General features: G+C 50.1%; 29 protein-coding genes. 4 read left to right on the top strand and 25 right to left on the bottom strand.

Going from position 1 to position 22,970, the window contains the following annotated elements; genetic code table 11:
• The first annotated feature begins 83 nt into the window (after positions 1-83).
• The 3 genes from tnpA to tnpC all read left to right on the top strand — a co-directional run bounded on the left by tnpA (position 84) and on the right by tnpC (position 2,436).
• Positions 84-431 carry an IS66 family insertion sequence element accessory protein TnpA gene (tnpA, locus tag ACFWUB_RS00975; protein WP_416184034.1) on the top strand — a complete coding sequence of 116 codons (348 nt, stop codon included), beginning with the start codon at positions 84-86 and terminating at the stop codon, positions 429-431.
• Entirely contained in the window at positions 431-784 is a 354-nt protein-coding gene (gene tnpB, locus ACFWUB_RS00980; RefSeq protein ID WP_020311937.1) for an IS66 family insertion sequence element accessory protein TnpB, read from the top strand. Before tnpA ends, tnpB begins: the two co-directional genes overlap by 1 nt.
• A gap of 113 nt (positions 785-897) precedes the next feature.
• Positions 898-2,436 (top strand): IS66 family transposase, encoded by a 1,539-nt coding sequence (gene tnpC, locus ACFWUB_RS00985; RefSeq protein WP_416184374.1) that lies wholly within the window; start codon positions 898-900, stop codon positions 2,434-2,436.
• A 203-nt stretch (positions 2,437-2,639) separates the two neighbouring features.
• Here tnpC and ACFWUB_RS00990 read toward each other — a convergent pair whose 3' ends face one another.
• From ACFWUB_RS00990 to ACFWUB_RS01080, 19 genes are all read right to left on the bottom strand, one after another.
• Positions 2,640-5,303 carry a DEAD/DEAH box helicase family protein gene (locus ACFWUB_RS00990; RefSeq protein WP_255917166.1) on the bottom strand — a complete coding sequence of 888 codons (2,664 nt, stop codon included), beginning with the start codon at positions 5,301-5,303 and terminating at the stop codon, positions 2,640-2,642.
• A gap of 4 nt (positions 5,304-5,307) precedes the next feature.
• Positions 5,308-7,338: a DNA methyltransferase gene (locus tag ACFWUB_RS00995; protein ID WP_255917167.1), complete on the bottom strand. Its 2,031-nt coding sequence runs from the start codon at positions 7,336-7,338 to the stop codon at positions 5,308-5,310.
• A 1-nt stretch (position 7,339) separates the two neighbouring features.
• Positions 7,340-7,729: a hypothetical protein gene (locus tag ACFWUB_RS01000; RefSeq protein WP_255917168.1), complete on the bottom strand. Its 390-nt coding sequence runs from the start codon at positions 7,727-7,729 to the stop codon at positions 7,340-7,342.
• 96 nt (positions 7,730-7,825) lie between these two features.
• Positions 7,826-8,092: a hypothetical protein gene (locus tag ACFWUB_RS01005; protein ID WP_416184035.1), complete on the bottom strand. Its 267-nt coding sequence runs from the start codon at positions 8,090-8,092 to the stop codon at positions 7,826-7,828.
• Positions 8,093-8,094: 2 nt separating this feature from the next.
• Entirely contained in the window at positions 8,095-8,652 is a 558-nt protein-coding gene (locus tag ACFWUB_RS01010; protein ID WP_298762044.1) for an N-acetylmuramoyl-L-alanine amidase family protein, read from the bottom strand.
• A complete protein-coding gene (locus tag ACFWUB_RS01015) occupies positions 8,649-8,828 on the bottom strand; it encodes a hypothetical protein (RefSeq protein WP_292017253.1) in 180 nt (59 codons plus the stop codon). Before ACFWUB_RS01015 ends, ACFWUB_RS01010 begins: the two co-directional genes overlap by 4 nt.
• 2 nt (positions 8,829-8,830) lie before the next feature.
• On the bottom strand, positions 8,831-9,688 hold the full coding sequence (locus ACFWUB_RS01020) for a hypothetical protein (protein WP_416184036.1): 858 nt from the start codon (positions 9,686-9,688) through the stop codon (positions 8,831-8,833).
• A gap of 12 nt (positions 9,689-9,700) precedes the next feature.
• The gene (locus tag ACFWUB_RS01025; RefSeq protein WP_298762038.1) at positions 9,701-10,207 is read right to left on the bottom strand and encodes a hypothetical protein; all 507 of its coding nucleotides are present in this window, start codon (positions 10,205-10,207) and stop codon (positions 9,701-9,703) included.
• 13 nt (positions 10,208-10,220) lie between these two features.
• A complete protein-coding gene (locus ACFWUB_RS01030; RefSeq protein ID WP_416184037.1) occupies positions 10,221-10,433 on the bottom strand; it encodes a hypothetical protein in 213 nt (70 codons plus the stop codon).
• Complete coding sequence (locus ACFWUB_RS01035; RefSeq protein WP_416184038.1) at positions 10,423-10,788, bottom strand: hypothetical protein; 366 nt, start codon at positions 10,786-10,788, stop codon at positions 10,423-10,425. The genes ACFWUB_RS01030 and ACFWUB_RS01035 overlap by 11 nt, the downstream gene beginning before the upstream one ends.
• Positions 10,785-11,057, bottom strand: coding sequence for a hypothetical protein (locus tag ACFWUB_RS01040; protein ID WP_416184039.1), 273 nt, complete (start codon positions 11,055-11,057; stop codon positions 10,785-10,787). Before ACFWUB_RS01040 ends, ACFWUB_RS01035 begins: the two co-directional genes overlap by 4 nt.
• A gap of 12 nt (positions 11,058-11,069) precedes the next feature.
• Positions 11,070-12,053: a phage baseplate protein gene (locus ACFWUB_RS01045; RefSeq protein WP_416184040.1), complete on the bottom strand. Its 984-nt coding sequence runs from the start codon at positions 12,051-12,053 to the stop codon at positions 11,070-11,072.
• Positions 12,046-12,612, bottom strand: a complete 567-nt coding sequence (locus tag ACFWUB_RS01050; RefSeq protein ID WP_416184041.1) for a putative phage tail protein — start codon at positions 12,610-12,612, stop codon at positions 12,046-12,048. Before ACFWUB_RS01050 ends, ACFWUB_RS01045 begins: the two co-directional genes overlap by 8 nt.
• On the bottom strand, positions 12,599-13,666 hold the full coding sequence (locus tag ACFWUB_RS01055; RefSeq protein ID WP_416184042.1) for a baseplate J/gp47 family protein: 1,068 nt from the start codon (positions 13,664-13,666) through the stop codon (positions 12,599-12,601). The genes ACFWUB_RS01050 and ACFWUB_RS01055 overlap by 14 nt, the downstream gene beginning before the upstream one ends.
• The gene (locus ACFWUB_RS01060) at positions 13,663-14,112 is read right to left on the bottom strand and encodes a DUF2634 domain-containing protein (RefSeq protein WP_416184043.1); all 450 of its coding nucleotides are present in this window, start codon (positions 14,110-14,112) and stop codon (positions 13,663-13,665) included. Before ACFWUB_RS01060 ends, ACFWUB_RS01055 begins: the two co-directional genes overlap by 4 nt.
• Positions 14,105-14,524: a DUF2577 domain-containing protein gene (locus ACFWUB_RS01065; RefSeq protein ID WP_416184044.1), complete on the bottom strand. Its 420-nt coding sequence runs from the start codon at positions 14,522-14,524 to the stop codon at positions 14,105-14,107. The genes ACFWUB_RS01060 and ACFWUB_RS01065 overlap by 8 nt, the downstream gene beginning before the upstream one ends.
• 4 nt (positions 14,525-14,528) lie before the next feature.
• The gene (locus tag ACFWUB_RS01070; protein WP_416184045.1) at positions 14,529-16,037 is read right to left on the bottom strand and encodes a hypothetical protein; all 1,509 of its coding nucleotides are present in this window, start codon (positions 16,035-16,037) and stop codon (positions 14,529-14,531) included.
• The gene (locus tag ACFWUB_RS01075) at positions 16,012-16,746 is read right to left on the bottom strand and encodes a hypothetical protein (protein ID WP_416184046.1); all 735 of its coding nucleotides are present in this window, start codon (positions 16,744-16,746) and stop codon (positions 16,012-16,014) included. The genes ACFWUB_RS01070 and ACFWUB_RS01075 overlap by 26 nt, the downstream gene beginning before the upstream one ends.
• Positions 16,746-18,866, bottom strand: coding sequence for a phage tail tape measure protein (locus tag ACFWUB_RS01080; RefSeq protein WP_416184047.1), 2,121 nt, complete (start codon positions 18,864-18,866; stop codon positions 16,746-16,748). Before ACFWUB_RS01080 ends, ACFWUB_RS01075 begins: the two co-directional genes overlap by 1 nt.
• 79 nt (positions 18,867-18,945) lie before the next feature.
• Here ACFWUB_RS01080 and ACFWUB_RS01085 point away from each other — a divergent pair, with 79 nt between their 5' ends.
• A complete protein-coding gene (locus ACFWUB_RS01085; protein ID WP_416184048.1) occupies positions 18,946-19,641 on the top strand; it encodes a hypothetical protein in 696 nt (231 codons plus the stop codon).
• A gap of 200 nt (positions 19,642-19,841) precedes the next feature.
• On the opposite strand, the gene ACFWUB_RS01090 is transcribed toward ACFWUB_RS01085, so the two are convergent.
• Genes ACFWUB_RS01090 through ACFWUB_RS01115 form a run of 6 tightly spaced genes read right to left on the bottom strand, consistent with a single transcriptional unit; the run spans position 19,842 to position 22,970 of the window.
• On the bottom strand, positions 19,842-20,258 hold the full coding sequence (locus ACFWUB_RS01090; RefSeq protein ID WP_416184049.1) for a phage tail assembly chaperone: 417 nt from the start codon (positions 20,256-20,258) through the stop codon (positions 19,842-19,844).
• A 13-nt stretch (positions 20,259-20,271) separates the two neighbouring features.
• Positions 20,272-20,700 carry a phage tail tube protein gene (locus ACFWUB_RS01095; protein WP_022227242.1) on the bottom strand — a complete coding sequence of 143 codons (429 nt, stop codon included), beginning with the start codon at positions 20,698-20,700 and terminating at the stop codon, positions 20,272-20,274.
• A 13-nt stretch (positions 20,701-20,713) separates the two neighbouring features.
• A complete protein-coding gene (locus ACFWUB_RS01100; RefSeq protein ID WP_416184050.1) occupies positions 20,714-21,796 on the bottom strand; it encodes a phage tail sheath subtilisin-like domain-containing protein in 1,083 nt (360 codons plus the stop codon).
• Positions 21,777-22,241, bottom strand: a complete 465-nt coding sequence (locus ACFWUB_RS01105; protein WP_416184051.1) for a phage tail terminator family protein — start codon at positions 22,239-22,241, stop codon at positions 21,777-21,779. The genes ACFWUB_RS01100 and ACFWUB_RS01105 overlap by 20 nt, the downstream gene beginning before the upstream one ends.
• Positions 22,238-22,657, bottom strand: coding sequence for an HK97 gp10 family phage protein (locus tag ACFWUB_RS01110; protein WP_416184052.1), 420 nt, complete (start codon positions 22,655-22,657; stop codon positions 22,238-22,240). The genes ACFWUB_RS01105 and ACFWUB_RS01110 overlap by 4 nt, the downstream gene beginning before the upstream one ends.
• On the bottom strand, positions 22,644-22,970 hold the full coding sequence (locus tag ACFWUB_RS01115) for a phage head closure protein (RefSeq protein WP_416184053.1): 327 nt from the start codon (positions 22,968-22,970) through the stop codon (positions 22,644-22,646). Before ACFWUB_RS01115 ends, ACFWUB_RS01110 begins: the two co-directional genes overlap by 14 nt.

The raw sequence follows: 22,970 nt of genomic DNA on the forward strand, positions 1-22,970 counted from the left end.
AAACAGGATGAATTAGACCAATTAGAGTTTCTCCCATTTTGTCTAAAAACTCTAATTTATCCTATTCAGTAAGGAGGATGTTTTTGGATACTCAAAAAATTACACACGAAATAAGAATGAAACACTGGATGCAGATCATCGCGCAGCGCCAGCAGAGTGGCTTAACGGTGAAGGAATTCTGTGCGCAGCAGGATATCCCTATCAAGCAGTATTACTACTGGCAACATAAACTCCGTATTCGTTTCGCACCGGCACAGGCGCCGGAAACTAAAAAGGAAGAAGTCCCCACACTAGTCCCTCTTTCGGCGGCGATTTCCGTTCAGGATTCCCTTATCGTGCAGTGTGGTGCGTTTTCCCTGGAAGTGACGGAGCATACTTCTGAAAGACTGCTGCAAAAGACGCTGCAGCTACTGCAGAAGGTGAATGCTTGATGGATTTGCATATTTCAGCAGAACATGTCTTCATCGCCTGTGGCTATACGGACATGCGCAAGTCCATTGACGGGCTCAGTGCTATCATCGCCCAGCAGTTCCAGATGGATCCGTTTCAGCTTTCTCTTTTCCTGTTTTGCGGCCGTCGCCGGGACCGGTTCAAGGCCCTGCTCTGGCAGGGTGATGGTTTCCTGCTCCTCTACAAACGCTTGGAAAAAGGAAGGCTGCAGTGGCCAAGGACACCTGATGAAGTCCGGGAACTCACACCACAGCAGTACCGCTGGCTCATGGAGGGGCTGTCTGTTGAACAGCCTCGGGCCGTGCAAAAGATTACGCCGAAAACGGTTTTGTAAAATAGCCGAAACACTGCATAAACGCTAGGGTTTTCGGCTGTTTTATGGTATAATAGATTTATCACAAATCCGTAAGATTGAGGTGCCGTATGACAGATATCCGTGAACAGGAAATGCAGGGGAAAATCGATGAACTGACCGCGCAGAAAGCGTCTCTGGAAGCAGAGAACAAACAGCTGCGCAAGCAGGTCGAATGGCTGCGCAAGGCTCAGTTTGGCCGCAAGTCGGAAACCAAGAAAGTCGTGTACCCGGAAGAACAGATGAGCCTGTTCAATGAAGCAGAAACAGAAGCGAAACCCAGCGCTCCGGAACCGGAAATTTCGGTCAAGCCGCACAAACGCAAGAAAAAGGTCGGCCATCGTGAAGAATTACTGGCCAAACTGCCTCATCGGAAAATTGTCGTCGAACCGGAAACGACGGTCTGCCCGGAATGTGGCAGCACACTTTCGCCGGTAGGCGAAGAATTCATTCGTTCGGAAGTCGTCTACATCGCAGCCCGCGTGGAAGTGAAGGATTTCTATCGTAAAAGTTATGAATGCCGTACCTGCCGCAAGCAGGGACAGCCTGCCATCCTGAAAGCAGCCATGCCTCAGCCGGTCATCCCCCATTCTATCGCCTCACCATCGGTGGTCGCCCATGTCATGATGCAGAAATATGGCTATGCCCTGCCACTGTACCGCCAGGAAAGCGAATGGAAACGCATCGGCCTGGCCTTTTCCCGGGCCAATCTGGCTAACTGGATCATCATCGCTTCCAAAGAATGGTTGGCCCCGGTCTATGGACGGATGCATGAGATGCTCCTGGAAGAGCGCTGTCTCCATGCTGATGAAACACCTATCCAGGTGCATAACGAAAAAGGCCGTAAAAATACGAGCAAGTCATATATGTGGGTCTATGCCAGCACGGCTTTGAATCCCACGCGGAAAATCCGTTTGTTTGAATATGCGCCGACACGCAGTGCCCATTGTGCAGAAACTTTCCTGGAAGGTTTCTCTGGCTACCTGCTGACGGACGACTATGTCGGCTACCGTTCCATCAAGACAGCGGGGCATTGCCTATGCTGGGCCCATGCCCGACGGAAGTTCGTCGATGCCGCTCCGGCTTATGCTAAAGAAACGGATGGACTCGAAAACACCTTAGTCAAAGCGGGTATCGACCAGATCAGCCAGTTATTCGACAAAGAAAAAGAATATAAATCGCTCTCACCGGAAGAACGGTATGAACGACGCCTCGGGGAAGAAAAGCCTATCCTGAAGGCGCTCTTCGCGTGGGCAGAAAACAATGTCGACAAACTGCTGCCCAAATCGCCGCTGACAACGGCCATGAATTATCTCCTGTCGAACCGTAACGGGCTGACCTGTTACCTCAAAGACGGACACTGTGACATTTCCAACAACACCGCGGAAAACAGCATCCGACCTTTCACCGTTGGGCGGAAAAACTGGCTTTTCAGTAACAGCCCCAAAGGAGCCAAAGCCAGTGCCATCGTCTACAGCCTGATTGAAACAGCCAAAGCCAACGGCTTGGACCCCGAACGGTATCTGAAATACCTTTTTGAAAAGCTGCCGAATACAGCAAACTTCAAAGATACCGAAACCTTGGATCAATACCTGCCTTGGGCAACAAAGCCCCAGGAAAAGTGCAAAGAATAAATAGAATCAAAGCCCTAGACTTATGAAAAAAGGATAGCATAAGTCTGGGGCTTTTTCTATACACTGATTTATTTTCCGCTTACAGGACACCTCCTGAAAATTTAGCTTTCAGGAGTAATAGGACAGAACAGCTATCGTTAAGTACTATGAAGGCAAAAAAATAGGGATGCCCGTGATGAGCATCCGATTTTTATTACTTGCACTTAATAAACCACTAATTCATTCGGCATTCCGTCTTCTCTAGAGCTTGTTCCTGACGAACCATCTGCAGAAATCAGGCTCTGCATCTCTTCATCAAACTCTTTCATACGAGTATCTTGATTGAAAAAGTGCAGTCCCCAGATCCTATACTGATTATTATCAACGTATGTTTTCACTGGAATTGCTTCTGCTTTCATCTGCAGCAGGAAATTCTCTTTCCACTTATCTTTTTCAAGAAGCATAGTTCCCTTCGGCTCCACGAATATTTGTAGCTGCTCAAATCGATCCGTTTCTGGCCGCTGAAGGAATATTACATAGTCCGGCTCGAAACGCTCTCCATCTTCAAATGAATAGAGGTGGAATTCCCGCTCGTTTCTTACCAGATATACCTTACTGTATACTTTTCGTAGCTCCTCTACATAATCACGAAAATATGCAACAAACGCTTTTTCTTCGGAAGTTCCGAAGTTATCAGTATAAACAAACCAATCTTCCTGAGACAAATCTATTTTCCATTTCTCTGGGACAGACGAATCATTCTGAGAGATACCCACGCCACCATCATGTGGCTCAGTGTAGTTGACTGTTTTATTACGGAATACTTCACAAACACGATGTGCTCTGAATTTTTTTGTTCCCAAATAAGTTTCCTCTATACCAGAAATCGAATCACTGATCTTCTTAAGCGTATTGAAAACCGCCTGGTACAACACATTGACAGCTGGTCTTTCTTCAGGACAATGGATATCAATTCTTACTTTCCCAAGATACTCATCTTTTGTAATAAACTCCCTCGTAGAGTGGACATTGGGAAAATACGATTTCAGTGTATTGAATCTGAAAATCGGATATTTCATCATGGCTTTGTTAACGATGGCATAGTTAATACTTGCTATTTCTCCGATAGTCATATGCGAGGTCTTCAGTTTGTTCACTGTATAATCATTTTCGTCTTGTCCTTCCTTCATAATTTCATCCAAACCGGAACTGCCTGACGAATAGGTATAACTATAAAGAGCATCACGAACATTCGGCTGAAGTCCGAACACTTCTTTACGACTCTTAACTTCACGGTCATTTATAAAAATCAATCCATCTTGATAGAGCGGGTCTGTCTTAAAATCTTCTTTAAGTACATATTCCCTTTGAACAATTTTATCTGTATCAAGTCCAATCTCGCGAAGAGCCTGATGAAGCTCTGTCACGTATCGATGATCGTTTTGGCAATGATATAAAAGCGTCTCGCAAATCCTCATCTCATTTGTTATATCGTCGTCATATTTTCTCTGATATTTCGGCTGTTCCGGATCTATCTGGAACGGGCAGTACCTCGCACCACGTCCAATCAGCTGAGCCTCAGCAATTGTTGCCGGGGATATTTTTCTTCCGCTCGACTGACGAGTTTCATATAAACGAACAATATCAAATAGATTAAGGACATCCCAGCCCTCATCTAGCTTCTTGACTTCAAAAATCGCTCTGTATGGATTATCCGCATCTTCCAAAGAATTCAAGAGAATCTGCTTATTTTGGGCATCCTTATCATCATTTACAGAAACACAATGCGGTTCCGCAAAGTCATCTCGTAGTTCTGCAGCGAGCGTATCCGCAGAGATGCCATTATCTGTAAAGTAAGTATAGGCCTTTTTCATAACAGGATTATCCGTTGAAGTGAAAAGCTCCAGCAGTTTATTCCCTGACAGATGACTTATTATATCGATGAAAGATGCCATGAACTCTTTGCTATCAGCAATCTTAGCTGCTTTAAACAAAACGACAGGCTTTATAGACAACCGGTGATCCTGAAACACTTTCAAACGATACTGGCTTAGTACCAATGCCTGCAAAGCGCGATCCATCAGCGGCAGATCAGAGCGGAGTGTCACAATGTCCTTTGAATATCTATCCTGATAGAAATTTGGAAGCGGATAATTGAAAATAATCTTGTTTTCATAGGCAGCTTTAATAGCCTGATTTTCAAGGTCACATGTCGCCGTAAATTCAAGCAGCACATTACCAGGGTTCCTACTGAATATATTCTTTACGGTCTGTTCCCATGAATGATAGCTATCAGATTCTGCCGCCGACATTTTCTTTTTCGTGTCTACATTCAGATGGTGCGCTTCATCAGATATAAGCACAACTTTCTGATTATCAAAATCATCAAAGGACATCCCATTTTCCTTTGGCATCCACATATCCATATGGAGCCCCTGGGTGGTTGAAAAGCAGATATTAATCCTATCTGGATTAGATGCCTGGAAATTTGTCACTTCCTGAATAATAATCTTTTCGCCGTCAATCACAATCTCATCATTAAAGAGATATTTTGTAGAGGACGAGTCAAGAAAGTTCACTTTTGTCTTTTCAACAATGTTTGAGAGATTGACAAAGAACAGAAAGTTCCTATATCCCTGCTTATAGAGATATAACATCAGTCCGGCCATGATCAACGTCTTTCCGCTTCCTGTAGCCATATGAAATAATGTTTGGGACGGATGCTGGCGCAGATTTCCCTCAAAATAAGTAATGAAATTCTCGAAGGCTTCTCTCTGGTATGGGCGAAACTCAAAGTTGGGGTTTATATTCTGCTGTATATACGATGGAAGCTGCTTTCCGGCTCTCGCTTCGCGGAGGACATCCATCTTTTCATATAAAAATGCCATGCGCTCAATCCTCCTTGTAAAAGCTTCTTGTAAATGCTTTGTCTTCCTCGGAAATTTTAAAGTCTTCGTCATCCATATCGCAATAGTTCACATAAAGCAGGTTCTTGTCCAGAAGTTCCATAAGAAAGCGTTTCTGATCATCAAGAGAAAGTGTCTCAAAATCAGAGGCCGCCGCATCAATATCCGCCGGATTTACCTTGCAGCTGATAAAACCACTCTTTACCATACGGTGGTAAATATCTTTAAGCGTATCTGTATCGGCTGCAACCTGAATCTCATCAGCAAAGTTCTGGTTGAGTTTGGCAAGCTCACAATACACGAACGAACCGCCCCCCTGCCAATTAACAGCTTTAGAAATACCTGTTGCATCTCCTTCAAGGACATTCTTTAAACGACTAATACTATCATTATTGCCATAATCCAACTGTTCTATGCCTATATATTGTCTATCCAACTTATGAGCAACTGCGCATGTAGTTCCACTTCCAAGATGATAATCCAGCACTATATCACCTTTATTCGTGGACATTTCGATTATTCTTCTAAGTAGCTTCTCAGGCTTCTTGCCGCCTTTAAGGGTTACATTTCCTTCTTTCGCAATACCCTCATAAGGAGTATCTATCCAAATATTAGAAAGTTGCATACTAGGAACTTTTCTACCATCAATAATTCTGATTTTCTTTGAATAAAACGCCATTTCGCGCCCATTGTAAATGTGTACAGTGTAATGCCCATCTCGAACTACTGTGTATACAACACCTTTATTTTTCTTTGATATATTCCTCTTTTCGACAACATCCTGACCCGCATTATCACCTATTGCAGTAGACTGGAAAATTGAATCAGAATGGTCCAATGTAAACTTTGAAACAATGTCATTAAAAACGGATTCTCCTAGTTCTTTTTCCGCCTCTTTAGGTGAGCTATAACCATTTTTATTTGCTATATATTTAAAAATATCAACAATTTTCCATACACTTGGATCGTCATCTATATTTTCAACATACCATTTATAATTTTTATCATACTCTGAAACAGTATATTGAGGATTATATGTCCATTTTTGCTTGTGCTTTGCAAAAGCCAATATGTATTCTGCCGTTTCAAAGACGCCAGGATTAACACTGGCGAATCCTGATGGGGATTTTGTTTTTACAGTAATCTTGTTAATAAAATTATTTTCTCCATCTTTATTGAAAATTTCCTTTAAAAGGCAATGCAGTTCTGCAACCCCATCATCGCTAATTTGAACAAATATCGCTCCATCTTCTCTTAACAGTTTTCTAGCAATCTCAAGCCGATTTTTCATAAATGTCAACCATGTTGACATTTTGAAATTACTGTTATATGCAAATGTATCTTCATTCTTTGATGTTTGAAAAAAATACGGAGGATCAATATAGATACATTTTATTTTTCCTTCAAATCGTTCTAATAATGATGAAATAACAAGAAGGTTATTTCCTTTAATTATAAGATTGTCTTTATCTGAGATATCGGTTACTCGTTCACAAATAACATTCAATCCTCGATTCAAGTCACTTTTGCCACCATCAAATTTATATCTTCTAGCATTGCAAAAGACCTTCGGATAAAGCAATCTATCAACTTCATCTGGAGCAAGTGTTTCATTATAGAAAATTTCAGAACGCTTCTGCTCCTCTTTTGTCTGCCCGCCCTCCAGAACGCAATCTTTATACGGGAACACAAGCTCCACCTTACCTGAAGTGCTAATCATCTTGCCGTATTCGTCAGCAAGCCCGATTTTATTCTTAAAACGGGTATAACTGTCTGGCAGAAATTCGCGATTATTAATTACCCACGCAAAGCCTACTTTATCAAAGACAAGAATATCATCGACTTCCTTAAAGAAGCGAGACTTTGTATCTTCGTTCGAAATCAGCAGTCGGATCAAGTTTTCGTCCATCTGCATGGCAGCTTCATAGACGGCATTGCGCAGAAATGTTCCATCTTCCGCAAAAAATCTCTCATCCTGCTTAAGTACATTCAGGACTATGTCAAAAAAATTCTCCATCTTATTTTCCTCCATCTTCTATAAAAAGTTCAGGTACGTTATATCGGATTTCTACGGTATTAAGTTGTACCAGTTCATTCGAGCTTTCGAGCAACACCTTCAGCAGCAGTTTTGGATTCTTTGCCGAATTTCTGATGTATTTATCGGTAAAGCCAGTGTATGGAGGACATGTTCTCCATACACTGGCTTTACCGTCACTTTCTTTCACAGGCATATCCAAAAAGCCTGAATTGCTACTATCTAGCTTGCGTTGGAGTTTATTCCAGACACAGTCAGAAATGAGCCTGTGCTCCTGAGCATGGATGATAATCATCATTGTGAAGTTCGGCAAATATTTTGAACAGGTGTCCATTTCAATACGCTGATGAAACTGGCTAAATAATTTTGGCATACTGCCTAAAAGGTGTAAGGTGCTGTATAACTAATTTAGTATAACACAAAAAGCCGGTACAGAACATCCTTCCCGATGTCCCATACCGGCTTTTTCTCATGCAATCTTCTGTTTTACATCAGCCACGATGGCTTTGACCGCCTGCTGCATCAAGGTGATATACAGCCTGTTCCGGATCTTTACCCACCAGCTTGTGGTGGTCTGGATTTCGGCTTCCAGCGGGTCCGTGAGGTTCTTCATCTGGGCTTCCACCACCTTCTGGACGTCATCCAGGTCGATGGATTTGATGGCTGCTTCGGCTTCGCTCCTGGCAAAGCCTACGACGGCATCGGCGACGGCTTTCCTGATTTCTTCACAGTTCATGGTCATTTACCTCCTAGAATCAGCTGTTCATAATCGGTGACGCCCCTAGCCACGGCTCTGGCCAGGGCATCCTGGGCATTGGCCAGGATGTCTTCATCATCTGGATTGGTGATGAAGGCCAGCTCGACCAGGACAGCGGGTATGTCGGTGTTCGTGAGGACATACAGACCGTTGACACCAGGCGTGGCAATCTTTACGCCACGATCTGTCGTATCCAGGGCATTGACAATCTGGTTCTGGATGCATCTCGCCAGCATGCTGCCACGGTAACTGCCGGCACAGGCCCAGGTTTCCGTGCCGTTGGCTGCTTCGGCTTCAGCGGCATTGCAGTGGATGGACACGAAGATGTCGGCATCACTGGCATTGGCGGCCTCGCAGATTTCCTCCAGGCTGTCAGACTGGAGCAGTTCTGTTGCTACTCCTGCCGCATTCAGGTAATTTTCCGCAGATTGACCGACTGCCAAAGCGACATCGCACTCACGCAGACCGCTTTCACTATTGACGGCTCCCGGGTCGGGATGGCCGCCTGGCGCATGACCGGGATTCAGGAATACTTTCATGGTTTTTCTTCTCCTTTCTGATGAACGGCGGACTTCACGGTGCCGCCGATGTAACCGAGAAGCCCTGACGCAATGGACATAGCCAGTTCGTTCAAGGCATAAAAAATCGCCAGGATCAGTGCTGTGACCAGACCGATGATGACGATACAGTCAGGAATATTGATTTTTTCAAACAAATTTACCCCACCACCTTAATCGTCAGTGTCACTTCGGTCTTTGACTCGGCACTTTCTTTTAGATAAGCATATAAGGCATCCGATATTTTCCCCATCATGGTGACTCCTAAATCTGTATCTTTTTCATAAGACAGCTTTGCGCTATCCGTTATCCCTGTCCCCGTCGTAAGTTCAACCTGGCAGCCCGCATAGCGTTGTTCTCCCTCTACCAGGAACAGAATGCCTTTATCACTGTCATTGCCAGCAAGCAAGGCCCCTCCTATTTTAGGACTCTCCGGTGATTGTTTCGTCGTGGCGAGCAGATATCCCATCAGCCACTGCGTGCCCTGTCCCGTCATCGTAAGGCTTACATCTGTAAAAGGAACAGTGGGAATCGGGGCGGCGTCGGTTGCACTGACAATCATGCCATTACTGATGGGTGCCGATATATAAGCAAGTTGAGGATTGGTACTGCTGCTTTCCTGCTCTTCCCCGTTGATAGTGATTTTCCCCGCATAATAATCGGTATCTGCTTTCAAGTTGATGCTCAAGGTATCCTGATACGTTGTAGCATATACGGTATTTCCATCTGAGTCTGTTTGTGAGGATAACTCCGGATGGTTGCAGGTAAGCGTAATGGTCTGATGCTCTTTTTGAATCAGGGTTATCGTCTTTCGTGCATCTGCCTGTGACAGGTCAGCCGTCCCCGTCACCAGTTCACCCTCTGAGGTATAAAACTTTTTCCCCTTAGCCACATCGGCGGCTTTCGCCGTTGTGTCAGACACTTCGCAGAACCGTGCCCTGCCGCCGTTTTTTAGGGGAATCAGGATGGATGGCACTTCGCTGTAACTGGCTCCGGCTATCGTCACATTTACCTTCATGGCCTTCCCTCCTTACTCGACAGTCAGGATTTTCGTCAGGCTGTCCTGGGAAACGGAAACGGTCGTCAGACTGCCCGTCACCTTGGTACCATTGATGTAGGCCGTCTTACCGCTGACAATCGTCCCCGCGGCGGCGGTGGCATCACTGGTATCGACTACGCTGGACTTGCCGCTGATGCCGAGGACCGTCACCCCGGACTTGATGTTCCCGCTGACCAGCTTGGCCTGTTCCTCGCTGCTGATGCGGACTGCCCCTTTGCCGTTATGGAACCCGGCCGGGATGGTATACGTGCCATCGGCCTTGCTGATACTGCCGCTGACGGCTCCGTTATTGGGCATGGAACCCGCGACGAAGCCGTTCCCGATAAAAGCGGATTTCCCCGTCAGGATATCGCCCGATGCCGCCGTAGCCCCGGTCGTATCATAAAAGACAGCTGTCCCCTGCCCTTCTGCCAAAGGGATGGAAACCTGCGGCACTTCCGCATACACGACCGAATTGATCTTTACATTTTTCGCCATGTTGATTGCTCCTTTACTCGACTTTCAACTCATAGCCATTAAAGCTGATTCTGCCATAGTTCGACGGGATGGCAGCTACCGTCACCCGGGAAAGGGCCGCATGACCGCTGTCAGCGGTGACGACCTGTTCCTCATCGGATGGGACGATGCGTTTTTCCTGATAGTCCCTAGACGGGGCCTGGGGCATGGAAAGAATGCCGATAAGGTTGTTCCCCTTATGTGCCATTGTCCGTCACGCCCCTTTCCAGGAAAAAAGGCCGGGGCGGGATAAGGGTATCGGTGCATCCGTTCTCCCGCACCAGCTCCACATCATAGACATAGCGGCCACAGGAAAGCCGCCGTGTATCGTCCGGCCAGAACACGAGGAAGCACTCCGTTCCTTCCTGCCGGATGCCCTGTTCCAGTGTCTTGGTCAGGACAGGCTTTTCATCAGCAAGGTTTTGTTTCAGCGTGAACGTCAGCTCATCGCGCTTTCCAGGGATGAAAGGTTCCCCCGTCACCCGGTCGCAGATGACCAGGCGGATTTCTGCCGAATCGCCCCTCACCAGGCGGATCCGGTTCTGCACCACGGAGAAGCTCATTTCCATCCCTCCTGTTCCGGCTGCCGCTGTTCCATGGCATCCAGCCTGCGGTGGGCATGTTCTGCCAGGGCTTCCACCCGGGACAGCCGTTCCGCCATCTTCTGCCGCTTGGCTTCCGTATCCGACAGCTGGCGGCGAAGTTCTGCGATACAGTCCCGGAGGCTCCGAACCGATTCATTCAGCGGCTTGATGACGCTGAAATTAAAGATGACGCCGCAGAGCATCAGGACCGATACCAGGGACGCAGCCATCTGTAACCATTCAGCCATATTCCTCACCTCCTAGCCTGTCCGCTGGAACATGTACACGACGATAGAGGGCTGCATGTTGTTGTGCGGCTGACCACCGCCCGTCCGGGAAAGGCTGTGGGAATGATTTCCATCCCAAGATGTATGCCCATCCACCTGATTTCCATGCCAGCAACCGTCGCCATAACCTACGGCAACAGGTGCATCATTGCCTTCACAGGCATCCCACTGGAAGTTGCGCGGCAATGACCCGCAGGACCAGTGACGATGATTTCCGCTGTCTCCGACTGTATGGCCATGAGCCGGAGTTTCTGGAATCGTAAGGTTGTGCTTCTCCTCGCCCAGCTTGTCCCCGGCCTTGTACATAGTTCCGCTGTCTGCCGCTCCGGCCCCGATTAGGCAACGTCCCATGGCAAAAGCCACCCAGGTCGTTCCCGGCCAGTACGTTGCCGGATTCTTCCCGTCCGCGGAAATGTAGATGGCATTGACGGGAAAAGGGCATGCCTGGATTTTGGCCACGGCTTCTTCATCCATATCGGCATAGGTGACCTTGCCCCAGCTGCCATTGCTGTGCAGGACGGTATTCAGCTTCCCGGCTGAAGGTGACGGGACCATTCCGCTCTGGCCTGCTGTCTTTTCGCCGCAGCCACTGAAATCCGGCAGGGTGATATCCTTCGTGCCGTCAAAAACAACCTGGTGAATCTTACGCCCCGTCTGCAGCTTCGACGCACTGGCCGCATTGCCGCTGATGCCGCTGGCATGGGCCTTGGCATCGGTCAGATGGGCATTGATGTCAGCTGCCGTAGCGGAAATCCGCTCATAGAGCCGGGCATCATTGCTGACCAGCTGGGACACGGTCTTGTTCTGCTGGTTGAAGACAACCGGGTCTTCCGAAAGATACTGTGGGAAAAGCACATCATAATCCAGCGTATTCTCCACAGCTTCTGTGGGCCGGACTTCCTGTCCGGCACGGTCCGGGAAGTCGGCAGACCATTTCTCTTTGCTATAATCATCCATTTGTCATCACTCCTTTCTTGGATACGATGGTCGCCGTCGAGAAGGTGGCTTCTCCGTTCCAGTGAATCTTGCCATTCCAGGAATAACCCAGGTAGATGGCATACCCCAGATGGGCCGGCTTGTAGATGTTGAGCTGCGTGATGAGCTTCTGCAAGGTCGTGGTATCTTTGTCGTTCATGATGCAGTACACCTTGAAGTAATACTCCTCATTGACTTCCTCGATATGGCCGGCACTGTAGAGATTGATGATAGAGTTCATGAAATCCTTCGTGGATACATCCACGTGCTGCAGCTTGAAGAGGATCCGCTGCCTGCGGAACTCGTCACTATCTCCATCACCGGGCTTGATGCCCAGGAACGATTCATAAAGCGGCAGCGCCCAGGTGGCGGTGTTCACGAAGAAGTTGTCCGCCAGGTTCTGCAGAGCCAGGCGCAGACGGTCATGCTCCTCATTGCAGGTTTCTGCCGCGCAGTGGAACATCGGGTCTTTGGATAAGAAATTCGGCAAATACTTCAGGATATTCATCCGGCTCTGGCGCATCCAGTCATTGGCTGACAAGGTTCAGCACCACCTTCCCTGCCACGGGAATCTGCTCGTTCGTCAGTTCCACGTTGGCCGCTTTTCCATTAAGCTTCAAATCCTTATAATCCGTAATGCCGCTGATGGAAAGGAGGAGTTTCCCCATCTGGGCCAGGCTGACATAAGAAAGCGTGAAGCCCGTCTGCTTGAGATAGGCTGTCATGGCTGCCTTTACGGCATCGGGGCTGGCTGTGCCATAGACATCTGCCGTCAAATCAATGGATAATGGCGCCGGCGAAACGACGGTCACGGTCGCACCGATAGGCCGCTGGCTTTCGATGTAGTCATAGACCTCCTGGATCAGTTCAGCCGATGCCGATTCATTCTCTGCCGTGACGATGATGACCTTCACCGTGCCATTGCCCTGCCAGAGCGGGATGACTTTGCAGTTCCCGACGCCATCGACAGACATGGCCCAGTCACGATAATGATTGGCATTGCCCGAGGTAATAGGCTGGCGCACCCGGAACAGGAGCCGGGCAAGGAGTGCGTCATCCGTTTCTTCATCCGCCCCATCGGTGCATTTCTTATGGTTAACGACTGCCGAGATATTCGGGATGGAATAGGGGATTTCTGTAATCGTTCCTTCGGCCACATTGCCACTCGCCCCGGCATCGGCAGCTTCCACGGGAATCGTAACCTCAGCGGCATCGGCAGGAATGGTGGCCGACTCCAGGGTATAAAATCGCTGGCCGTCTTTTGTCTGGAAGAGACTGCTGCGAATGATGTAGGCTCCTGCCATCCCCGTCACCGTAACTTCTCCTTTGGCCTTGACGGCTTTCTTGCGATCGACGCCAAATTCCGTTGCCCGCAGCGTCAGATAGTCGCCCCAGGACGTTTCGGCAAAGGCCGCGTCGCGCAGCATGGCCATCTCGGCATAGCTGCTCTCAAATTCCACGGCATTGGCGTCGATCAGGTCGCGGGCAAAGGTACCTTCCATGGTACTTTGCTCTTTTTCCGTGATGGTGTGCAGGGTCTGGGCCATGCGGCTCTCAATCACATCTTTGGTCTGTGCATCAAATAAATTGCTCATGCCTCGCTCCTTCCTGCCGTCACGGTCAATGATTCGTCACTGTAAATGGAAGTGACGTCAACCGTAATGGCCAAATCATCCCGTTCCCGCTTCTCCACCTCGATATGGTTAATGCGGGCAATGTACGGATTCACCATCAATCCCTCACGGATATTCTGGCAAATCCTGTCTGCCGTATACTGGCTGTTTGGCGCTCTCCCCTGATACGGCTCGATGGTAATGCCATAGCTGTCATCATACGCTAAGTACCGGTACCGTTCGGTGAGAAGTGCTTTATAAATCCAGACCTTGAGGGCTTCATTTTCCGTCACCATCAGGTTCTGGCCTTTTTCGTCGTAGCGGAAGCACTGCTTATCAAAGTCATAGCCGTATTCTACAAAAAGAGGCAGCGACTCATTCCGGTTCGCTGCCTGGATGCTGTTCATTGCTACAAAAGGATCAGCCATGGCCATCAATCCTCACAATCTCGTCCAAAATGATGTACTGCTGGATCCGGCCATTGATGAGCATGGGCATGATGGCCACGTACATGCCGGGCTTTAGTGTATCCGTATAGATGACGGAATCGGTGTAGTCATTATCGATGGCATGATTATGGGACTGGTAAGCCGCATCACCGCTGCCGCCGGCACGATTCTGTGTCGCCGATACCAGATGCCCTTTAGCTGTGCGGCCATAACCTGCCAGGAGATAATGGGAAATCCACAGCTCCTCTTTGGTCAAAATGATGCCATTGTAGCGGACCTTGATATCTGGCGGCGAAGCAAGGATCTGCCCGATTTGAATGTCCGGGCTGTTGCTGCTACGGCTGACCTGCTCCATCAGATTCAGCAGGCTGATATACGGATTTTTCTGCACACGCTCACCCCCTTGAGGTCTTGATAATCGTTGCCGGATAATAGTCGCTTCCCATATCGATGCTGCCTTCGTAGTGATGAAAGCAGCCATAGACATTAGAGCTATTGCCCCAGCAGCCGCCGCTCCCGTCATAGACGACGACATGCCAGTTCGGATCCGGCTTGCTGTAGCGGTTGTACATGATGATGTCGCCCTTTTCGAGCTGCGACGGGTCATAAGGGATAGCCAGACCCTGCGCTTCGGCATCGGCCCGGAGCTGGTCGCAGCCTTTCACGCCATTGTTATATTCCTGCGCTGCGAAAGGGGAATAGCCCGCCGCGGCGATGGTCGCCCGGTCGACACAGCCTTCTGAGCCATAGGGAGAAACGGTACCCTCGAAATTGGCCATGCACGCATCGACCACACTGCTGCCAGCCACAGCGCCACCTGTAGAAACAGAAGATGTCGATTCCGTTTCCGCTGGCGGCACATAATCCGGGTTGGCATTGTACGATGTACTGTCCAGTTCCTGCTTCTGCTCGTCCAGCAGTTTGTTAAAGACTAAGTGCAAATCCATCGTGTGCTTGTTCCCCTCAATCCGATGGCTGTCCGATTTGATGAAGAACCGCCCTTTGAGCTGTGCTTCCTGGATGTCCACGGAAAAGCCGGCAATGCACTGGATATGGCCGAGCGCCTTGACGGACATGTCATGGGCAACGGTCTTCAGCATGGCCCGGGCCTGCGAGGCATCGTCCTGCTTGGGGTCGGCCTTGCAGATGGCCTGGATGGTGCCGAATCGTTCGATGTCGGTGCCATTCGGCATCTCGCCTTTCGTCTGGCCTGCACTATCTACGACCACCACTTTCGACACCATGTCTTCGATGGACTCGGACACAGATGCCCCGGTGAGATTCGTTTTATCGCTGATGAGGAAGTTCTCCACCACCTGGTCATTGGTGCATACCACATTCAGCTTCCCGTCCGTCATGTAGATGTGATATCCCTTGCCATCTTGTGCCGACTGGTAAGACAGGGCCTGCTTGATGGCATCAGTTGCTGAGATGTCATCGGCAATGAAACTGCACACCACAGAAAGGTCCGGCATCGTCCCGGCTTCAATCGAAAAGTCATGGATGGTCTGCCGGATGGCATCAGCCACGGTCACATTGGCGTATTTCCGGGTAATGCGGGATTTTGCCAGATAGATGATATTATCGAAAGCCACAAAACACATGGCATAGGACTCGCTGTCCCGGCTCCGGGAAAAGATACGTCCCTGGAAAACGGGATACGTCTCCTGCGTGACCTCATCGGTATAGGAAAAACACACTTCATCTCCCAGCTCCAAAACGGCATTCGTCCAGTCCTTGTCTTTCGTGGTATAGGCGATATCAAATTCCAGCTTTCTCCCGGCCTGCTCCACATCGCCCGACCAGGTATAGGAAAGGGCATAGGCAGACAAGTCCGTGTTCTGCGGTTTATCTGCCTGCTGGTTTTCCGTATCGGCCTTATTTATCTTTGCCAACTGGAACATTTTCATCATTCCTTTTCAGGTTAATGGTCGTCAGCCGGATGATGTCCCCCGCCGATAGGCCGCCGCTGCGGATGATGCTGCGGTAGACCTGGAACTTGGAGAACTGCTCCTTATTGAGCGTAACCGATTTCCCGACGGCCCGGCCCACGACATTGCCGATGCTGTCGCCCGGATAATAGGTGATATTCTTCTTCAGCTTCTGCCAGAACGACTCAGGGCGTTTCTTCAGCCCCGTTGCCGGATCCGTTTTCCCTGTTTCCGCCGCTGTGACATAGCGGTATTCCGTCAGCGCCAGTTCATAATACACATCGCCGCTGCCGTCCTTTTCCCCGAACTTGAAGGAGCTGATCAGGCAGGGCATGGAGATAGGCGTGTCCGATACCGTGAGCTGGCAGACCTCGCCGCCTGTACGCATGGCTTCCAGTTCGGCGATATAGGTATAAGGCGACATCGTCATCATAGCAAAGGGATAATCCTGGGCGGGGAAAAATCCCGCCAGCGTCAGGGACTTCAGCCCGGTCCTGCCTTTCATGAGATACTCCCCGTAGTTGTTGATATTCACCGTGCCATGATTCGTATTGACAGAAACCATCAGTTCCGAAGGCAGCACGGGAAAGGTCACGACAGAGCTGCCCGCAGCCAGGGAAATCGTCAGATCCTGTGACGCCTGCCCGATGGCATTCAGGATGGATTCTAAGAATGAGGCCATCAGATGGTCGCTCCTTTCATGCGGTTCATGCCGTACAGCCGGATCTTTTCCACCAGCTTGTCGGCTACGGCGTCGATGTCCTGCTCGCTGCGGACGTTCATCGTGTCGATGCGAATAGTGATGGAGGGGCTGCCTGCATTCATGGCCTGCCTGATACTTTCGTCATGAGGGACCACGGTACTGCCGTTTGGCAGATGGACCAGCTCGCCCCGGCGGTCTTCGTTGATGACGGCAAAGCCGCCGCCAAAGTTCTCGACGCCTCCGGAAAAATGACTGATGGGTTCAATATTGAATCCCACATGAGTCGGCGCCCCGCCCGTCAGAGACGGGATGTCGATGGACAGGCCGTTGATGCTGGCAATGAGTCCGTTCACCTGGTCAATGACCCCGTTCACGCCGCTCCGGAAAGTATCCTTGATGCTTTCCCAGATGCTGGAAGCCGTCTCGCTGATGCCGTTCATGGCCCCGTCCCAGGCCGAAGCAATCCATTGCATCCCGGCATCCACGGCATCCGACACCGCCCGGACGGCCTGTTCGATATACTGCGAAACCGTATCCCAGTTGCTCCAGAGGAGATACAGCCCTGCGATGACGGCAGCGATGACAATCAGGATGGGATTGGCCATCGCTGCTGCGCCGACTGCCCGGATGACCGTAATCATCAGCCTGCCCACTGTCAGTAACGTACTGCCCATGCCTTTGGCAACGATGGCGATGCCTCTTGCCACCGTGATGAGGCCCTTGAACTGGGCAGCCAGATACTTCGATACGCTCCCGGCCTTGCTGATGCCCGCGGCGATGGAGCTGAACGTCCCAAAGGCCCGTCCGCCTATCGTCAGCACCCGTCCCAGGGTGGAACCGAAGAGCTGGAAGGTCACGATGCCGAAAGCCACTTGGCCGATCAGCGTCTTCTGCTCCGGCGTCAGCGACCGGAACCAGGCCGCCAGTTCCTTCACCCGCAGGGACATGGTCTTGAAATAAGGGGTAAAGGAAACAGCCAGGTCCATCCCGGCATTCTTCAGCTGGTTCATAGCAATCTGCATCTGCTCCGACGGGGTCAGCATCTTCTCATAGGCTTCCCGGGTCATGCCGGCAGACTGGGCCATCTGGTCCATGACCTTATCGAAATCCCCGGCTCCCTTGCCCGTCAGGACCAGGATGCTGTTCAGGCCCTCGACAGAACCAAAGAGCTGGGCCATCTGTTCGGCATCACCGCCCGTGGCCCGCTTCACTTCGCCCAGGAACTTCACCCATCCTACGCTCTGCAAATGAGCCGCGTTGAACTCAAGACCAAGGGACTGAGCCAGTTTCGCCGCTTCAGAAGACGGCTTCAGAATGTTGCTGTAGGCCGCCTTGAGTCCTGTAATGGCCTCGCTGGTCCGGATACCGTTCTTGGTCAGGACGGCAATGGAACCGAACAGTTCCTGGGTGCTGACATTGAGCTGTGCCGCAATGGGGATGACGTTGCCCATGGACTGGGCCATCTCGCCAAAGGATGTCTTGCCGAAGTTCTGTGCCAGGAGCATCTGGTCCGTCACCGCCGTGGCCTCTTCTGCCGATTTACCATAGGCATTGAGGACGGTCGTGACGCCGTTTACGGCAGTTATCGTATCTGTGAACCCGGCCTTGGCGGCGATGGTCATATCCTTGACAAAGCCTACAGCATGGCCGGCATCAACACCCGCCGAGATGGCCTGGTAGACCGATTCGGAAAGGTCGGCAACGCCTGCCCCGGTCTCATCGCTGACAGCACGGATTTCATCACTGACCTTCTGCATGGAAACGACCGTCGTATCCACCAGAGTCGAAATTTTGGCGATGCCATTGGCAAAGTCGCTGTGCAGCTTGAAGCCTGCCGTCGCAGCCGCCAGGATAGGTGCCGACAGCAGGGCCATCTTGTCTGACATACCGGAAATTTTGCTTCCCGTCTGCTCGATGCTCTTTGCCGTCCGTTTCTGGATGCGCTCATGCTCCGTCAGCTTGTCCGACAGGCCGCTGATCGATTGTTTTGCCGCCGCCATCTGGGCCTTCATGGTTCCCAGGCTGGCATTGACGCTCCGCACCGTCGGCGTAAACAAATCCCGCAAACGGATAGCCGCATCGATGACGTTATTGGCCAATAGGTATCACCTCTTAATGTTGTTACAGCTATAAAAATATAGTAAGATAAAAGAAATCTATCTTTACGGAGGAATTCCAATGCGCTATTTCAATGAAACAGAAAAAAGATTAGCTGAACGATATCACCATATGGAGCTTGGAACTTGCAAAATCTGTGAAGAATGTCATAAGAGAGAGCGTTTATCCTTGCCGATTGGCTGTTGGTGCGTAGGTTCCGATTTTAATAAAACTTCCAAGAGAATTCTATTTGTCGGTAAAAATGCCAGAAACAATCCCGGCACGATTGAAGACGGCTTCCGCAATCCCTTTCAATATACCCGTGAATCTCTGTGGAACAAAAGCTGGCCATACTGGAGCTATACTCGTGCTATCACTCTGAGAATATTCGGTGACGATTCCATAGAACACATCGCATTTACCAATATTGTCAAATGCAACAATTCCGGAGGAAAGGATACTACCTCAGATTTTGTAAAATCCAACTGTATCCTAAACCTAAAAGTCCTTCAGCAGGAATTAAAGGTAATACATCCTACTCATGTCATTTTTTATACATCTTGGTATTATGACGATTACATCCCTAACGTCTTTGACCGTTATAATATTCATTACAACGGTTTTAAAGATATTGGGAAAAGAAAAATGCCCTGGCAGGAAGCCATTTCCACGCTGGGCAATCAAGCCTTTCATGTACTACGTGTCGGCCACCCACAATGCAAGAAAAAAAGCGACTTCGTCTATGAAATATCTAAGTGGATTGAGCCTACCTTATGACTTTATGCCAGATAGCCGTATTTTCAACAGTTAATCCGATAATGTTGAAGATACTTTTTTATTGCGTTCTTCCATCTCATACCGAACAAAAGCGTACAACACCTGCCGTTCACCGTATCCTAGTTTCATGACCGCTGACGGCAGCAGGTGATGCTCCCGGAACAGGAGATACATCGCCTGCACTTCGCCATCGGTCCGGATCAGTTTTTTACGGCTTCATCCGCTTTTTTCTGCGTAGTGTAGCCGTTGAGTTCCGTAATCTGTGCCGTAAGGTCGGCAATCTCTCCGGCCAGAAAGAGCTTGCGGATGATGTCACCAGGGAGTACGGCCCCGAATTTTTCCAGCAGGTCCTTGTTCTTGAGATCGGGGTCTGCAATCCCCGCCAGGAGCGTCTGGGTCTGCATCTGATAAATGTCGATGTTATCGGCACTGCCGTTGGTGAAGTCCACGGCCATCTTCTGGATATCTGCATAGCGTTCCGGGTCGATGGCCCGGAGCGTGATGACAAAATCGAATCCGAACAGCTTCGAGAGCCGTTCCATCTTCACTTTCTTTTCAGGCCGTTCGGCCAGCTTGTTCACTACATCTGCTTTCAGCAGCCGGTCTACCATATTCATGTGCTTGTTCTCCTTATGCTAAATCCAGTAAATCCCAGTCTGAGAAGGTGAAGCTGTAGCTTTCCTCACCCATCTTGTCCACTTCCCAGTCAGCCAGAATCAGGCTGTCAAAGGTCGCATCCTTGATGACGATGCGCTCACTGCCGATGGCATCCTTGTCATCCAGGACGGAGACGATGGTCACGACAGTTTGCCTGCCCGCCTTGATGTTGTCGTTCATCTTCCGGATCATGTAGCTCGACACCTTGTGCAGCTTCAGCTGGCCTTTGCAGTCGTAGCCTGTGACCTTGTAGCCCTTGCCCACATGGCGGAGCATCTTCACTTCTTCCTTGGTCAGCGTGACCTCGGCCTTAAATGCCGTTGCTTCCGCCATTAGATCACCGTCGATATAAAGGTCGGCGTACTTGCCGTTCATGACCCGTTTGGCTTCCATGCTGTTCATGCTGCCTCACCTCCTAAATATGAATAGTTACCGTCACGTCTTCCATGGCATCCAGGATCGATGCCTTGACGGCGATGAACACATTGCTTCCGATATTGGCCAGCTTGATGTCCATTTCGGACATGTCTGCCAGCTCCGCTTTGGTATATTTGCCGTTGGATTCCAGCCATATCTTAGTGGATTCCACATCGATATAGGCTGTGTTCTGGTCCTGTTCCAGCAGCCCTTCCTGGGCCAGCTGGTCAAGATATCCCTGGATGGCCGTCACCAGGAGGCAGCGGTTCGCATAGCTGTTGGCGTACTTCCCGAGGTAATGGTCCTGGGCCGTCGTGCGGATATCATCGTGCATCATATCCATCAGGTCCACGAGCTTGATTTTCTGGAAACTCGTCCCCTTGTCCTGGACGGTGGTCACCAGGGAGTTGATGCCCCGGGCCAGTTTCACCTTTTCACCGTCAAAGAAGAAGAATAACTTCCCTGCCCCGGCCATGGTGTCCATTTCCTCTTTCGTCCAGACATCGCAGCCGATGACTTCCGGCAGCGGTGCGTAGGTGCAGGAAATCGTCATGGGCGTCCCGGCGATGATGCCGGCAATGCGGCTGCAGTACTGGGCCGTCGTATAGGTCTTGCTCTTCGTGCGGATGGTCTTGTTGACGAAGTTGATGACGCCTTCCGTATCTGCCGTACAGTCTGGCAGGACGGCCTTGATCATCTTGTCTTTATTGATACGCATCCCCTTGACCCAGGTGGCGATGGTATCGATGTGCGACGTTCCGATGTCCGGGATGACCAGGTAATCGAAGCGCTTGTTCTCGATGACCTTCAGGATATCCGTATAGTCCTCGGCTTCACTGCTGATGATTTCGGCGATGACCTTCTTCGGGCTGTTCACATAGCCCCGGAGCGCCAGTTCTAGCTGCTCCCGGTTGCTGTCGGACAGTTCCTTGGGGATGTCATCTGCCGTGTACAGATTCACTTCTGTCACCGAAGGCAGGGTCTCTTCCTTCAGGATCATGAGGACAATGCCGCGCTCACTGCGCTCGATGGCGCTGATGCCTTTTTCCTTGAACACGACATTAATGGATGGCATTTTCATGTTTCGTTGTCTCCTTTCCCTGATACCGCTGATGCAGCACTTTCATCCGTTCGGCTGCTTCCGTTTCATCGGCGGAATCATAGTACTGGACGGTCAGCGTCAGCCGGCCGCCATCGTTGTCGGACCCGATGAGTTCCTCGTTCATCGAGAGGACAGCAAAAAACCTGTCCTGGACGGCAATCCCGTCACGGAACAGGTCTTCTGCAGCAGCCAGCACTTCATAGATGGATGTGCTGGCCGTCTGCTTCTGCGGTATATAGGTGATGTACATATCCGTATCCCGGTACACTTCCTTGCGTCCCTGGGGCGAAGCCACCGTCATCGTCTTCAGGAAAAACGCTGGCGGACAGAACCCTTCCTTCACTTCCTGCAGGTACACGGGATACGGGAACCGTTCCTTCAGCTTCTGCTGTATGGCCTGCAGGATGTCAATGTCATGGATCATGTGCCGCCTGCTTTCTTCAGGAGCTTTTTCGCCAGTTTCTCCAGGCCTGGCTGCAATTCCCGGGCTTCGAAGGCTTTGACGGATTTCTCCGTATAATGCTGGCCTTCATAATAGCCAACGGTCCTGCCGCCCGGCGTTTTCTTGACATGGCCGTTATTGAGCAGGTGATGGACCGGGTGCCGATTGACCAGTTCATAGGTCAGCTCCGAACCGTTATAGCCTTCCACCTTGTGCTTCCAGCCTTTCTTCAGCTTGCCCGTGCTGCCTTCCGGCGTGTTCTTCACGCATTCCTTCCTGAGCTTGTTGCCAAGCGTCACTAGGCCCTTTTCGGCAGTGCCGGGAAACTCTTCAATGATAGAAAGCAGTTTTTCCGAAAGGTCATCCAATCCTTTGACCTCAAAGTCACTTCCGCTCATTGTCCATCCCCCTCACTTCTTCCGTGCAGTACAGTTCCAGGGCTTCGTGGCGCATGTACGGGTCCACGATGGTGTCGATGTCATACAGGTGATTCTGGTACTTCACCTTCATGTCATGAGTGACGCCCGGACGCCAGCGGATGGTAATCTTGCTGTACTCCGTATCCGCCTTGCGTTCCATCTCATAGAACACTTTGCCCCGGGCAGGCTCAATGGATGCCCAGCAGCGGTACACCACGACGTCGGCCTGGGTATCAAAGCCGTATTCATCCGTCGCCGCCTGCTTCCCCAGAATTTCAATTCGCTTGTTCAA

Source organism: Megasphaera sp., from assembly GCF_047831605.1.
Lineage (GTDB): Bacteria > Bacillota > Negativicutes > Veillonellales > Megasphaeraceae > Megasphaera > Megasphaera intestinihominis.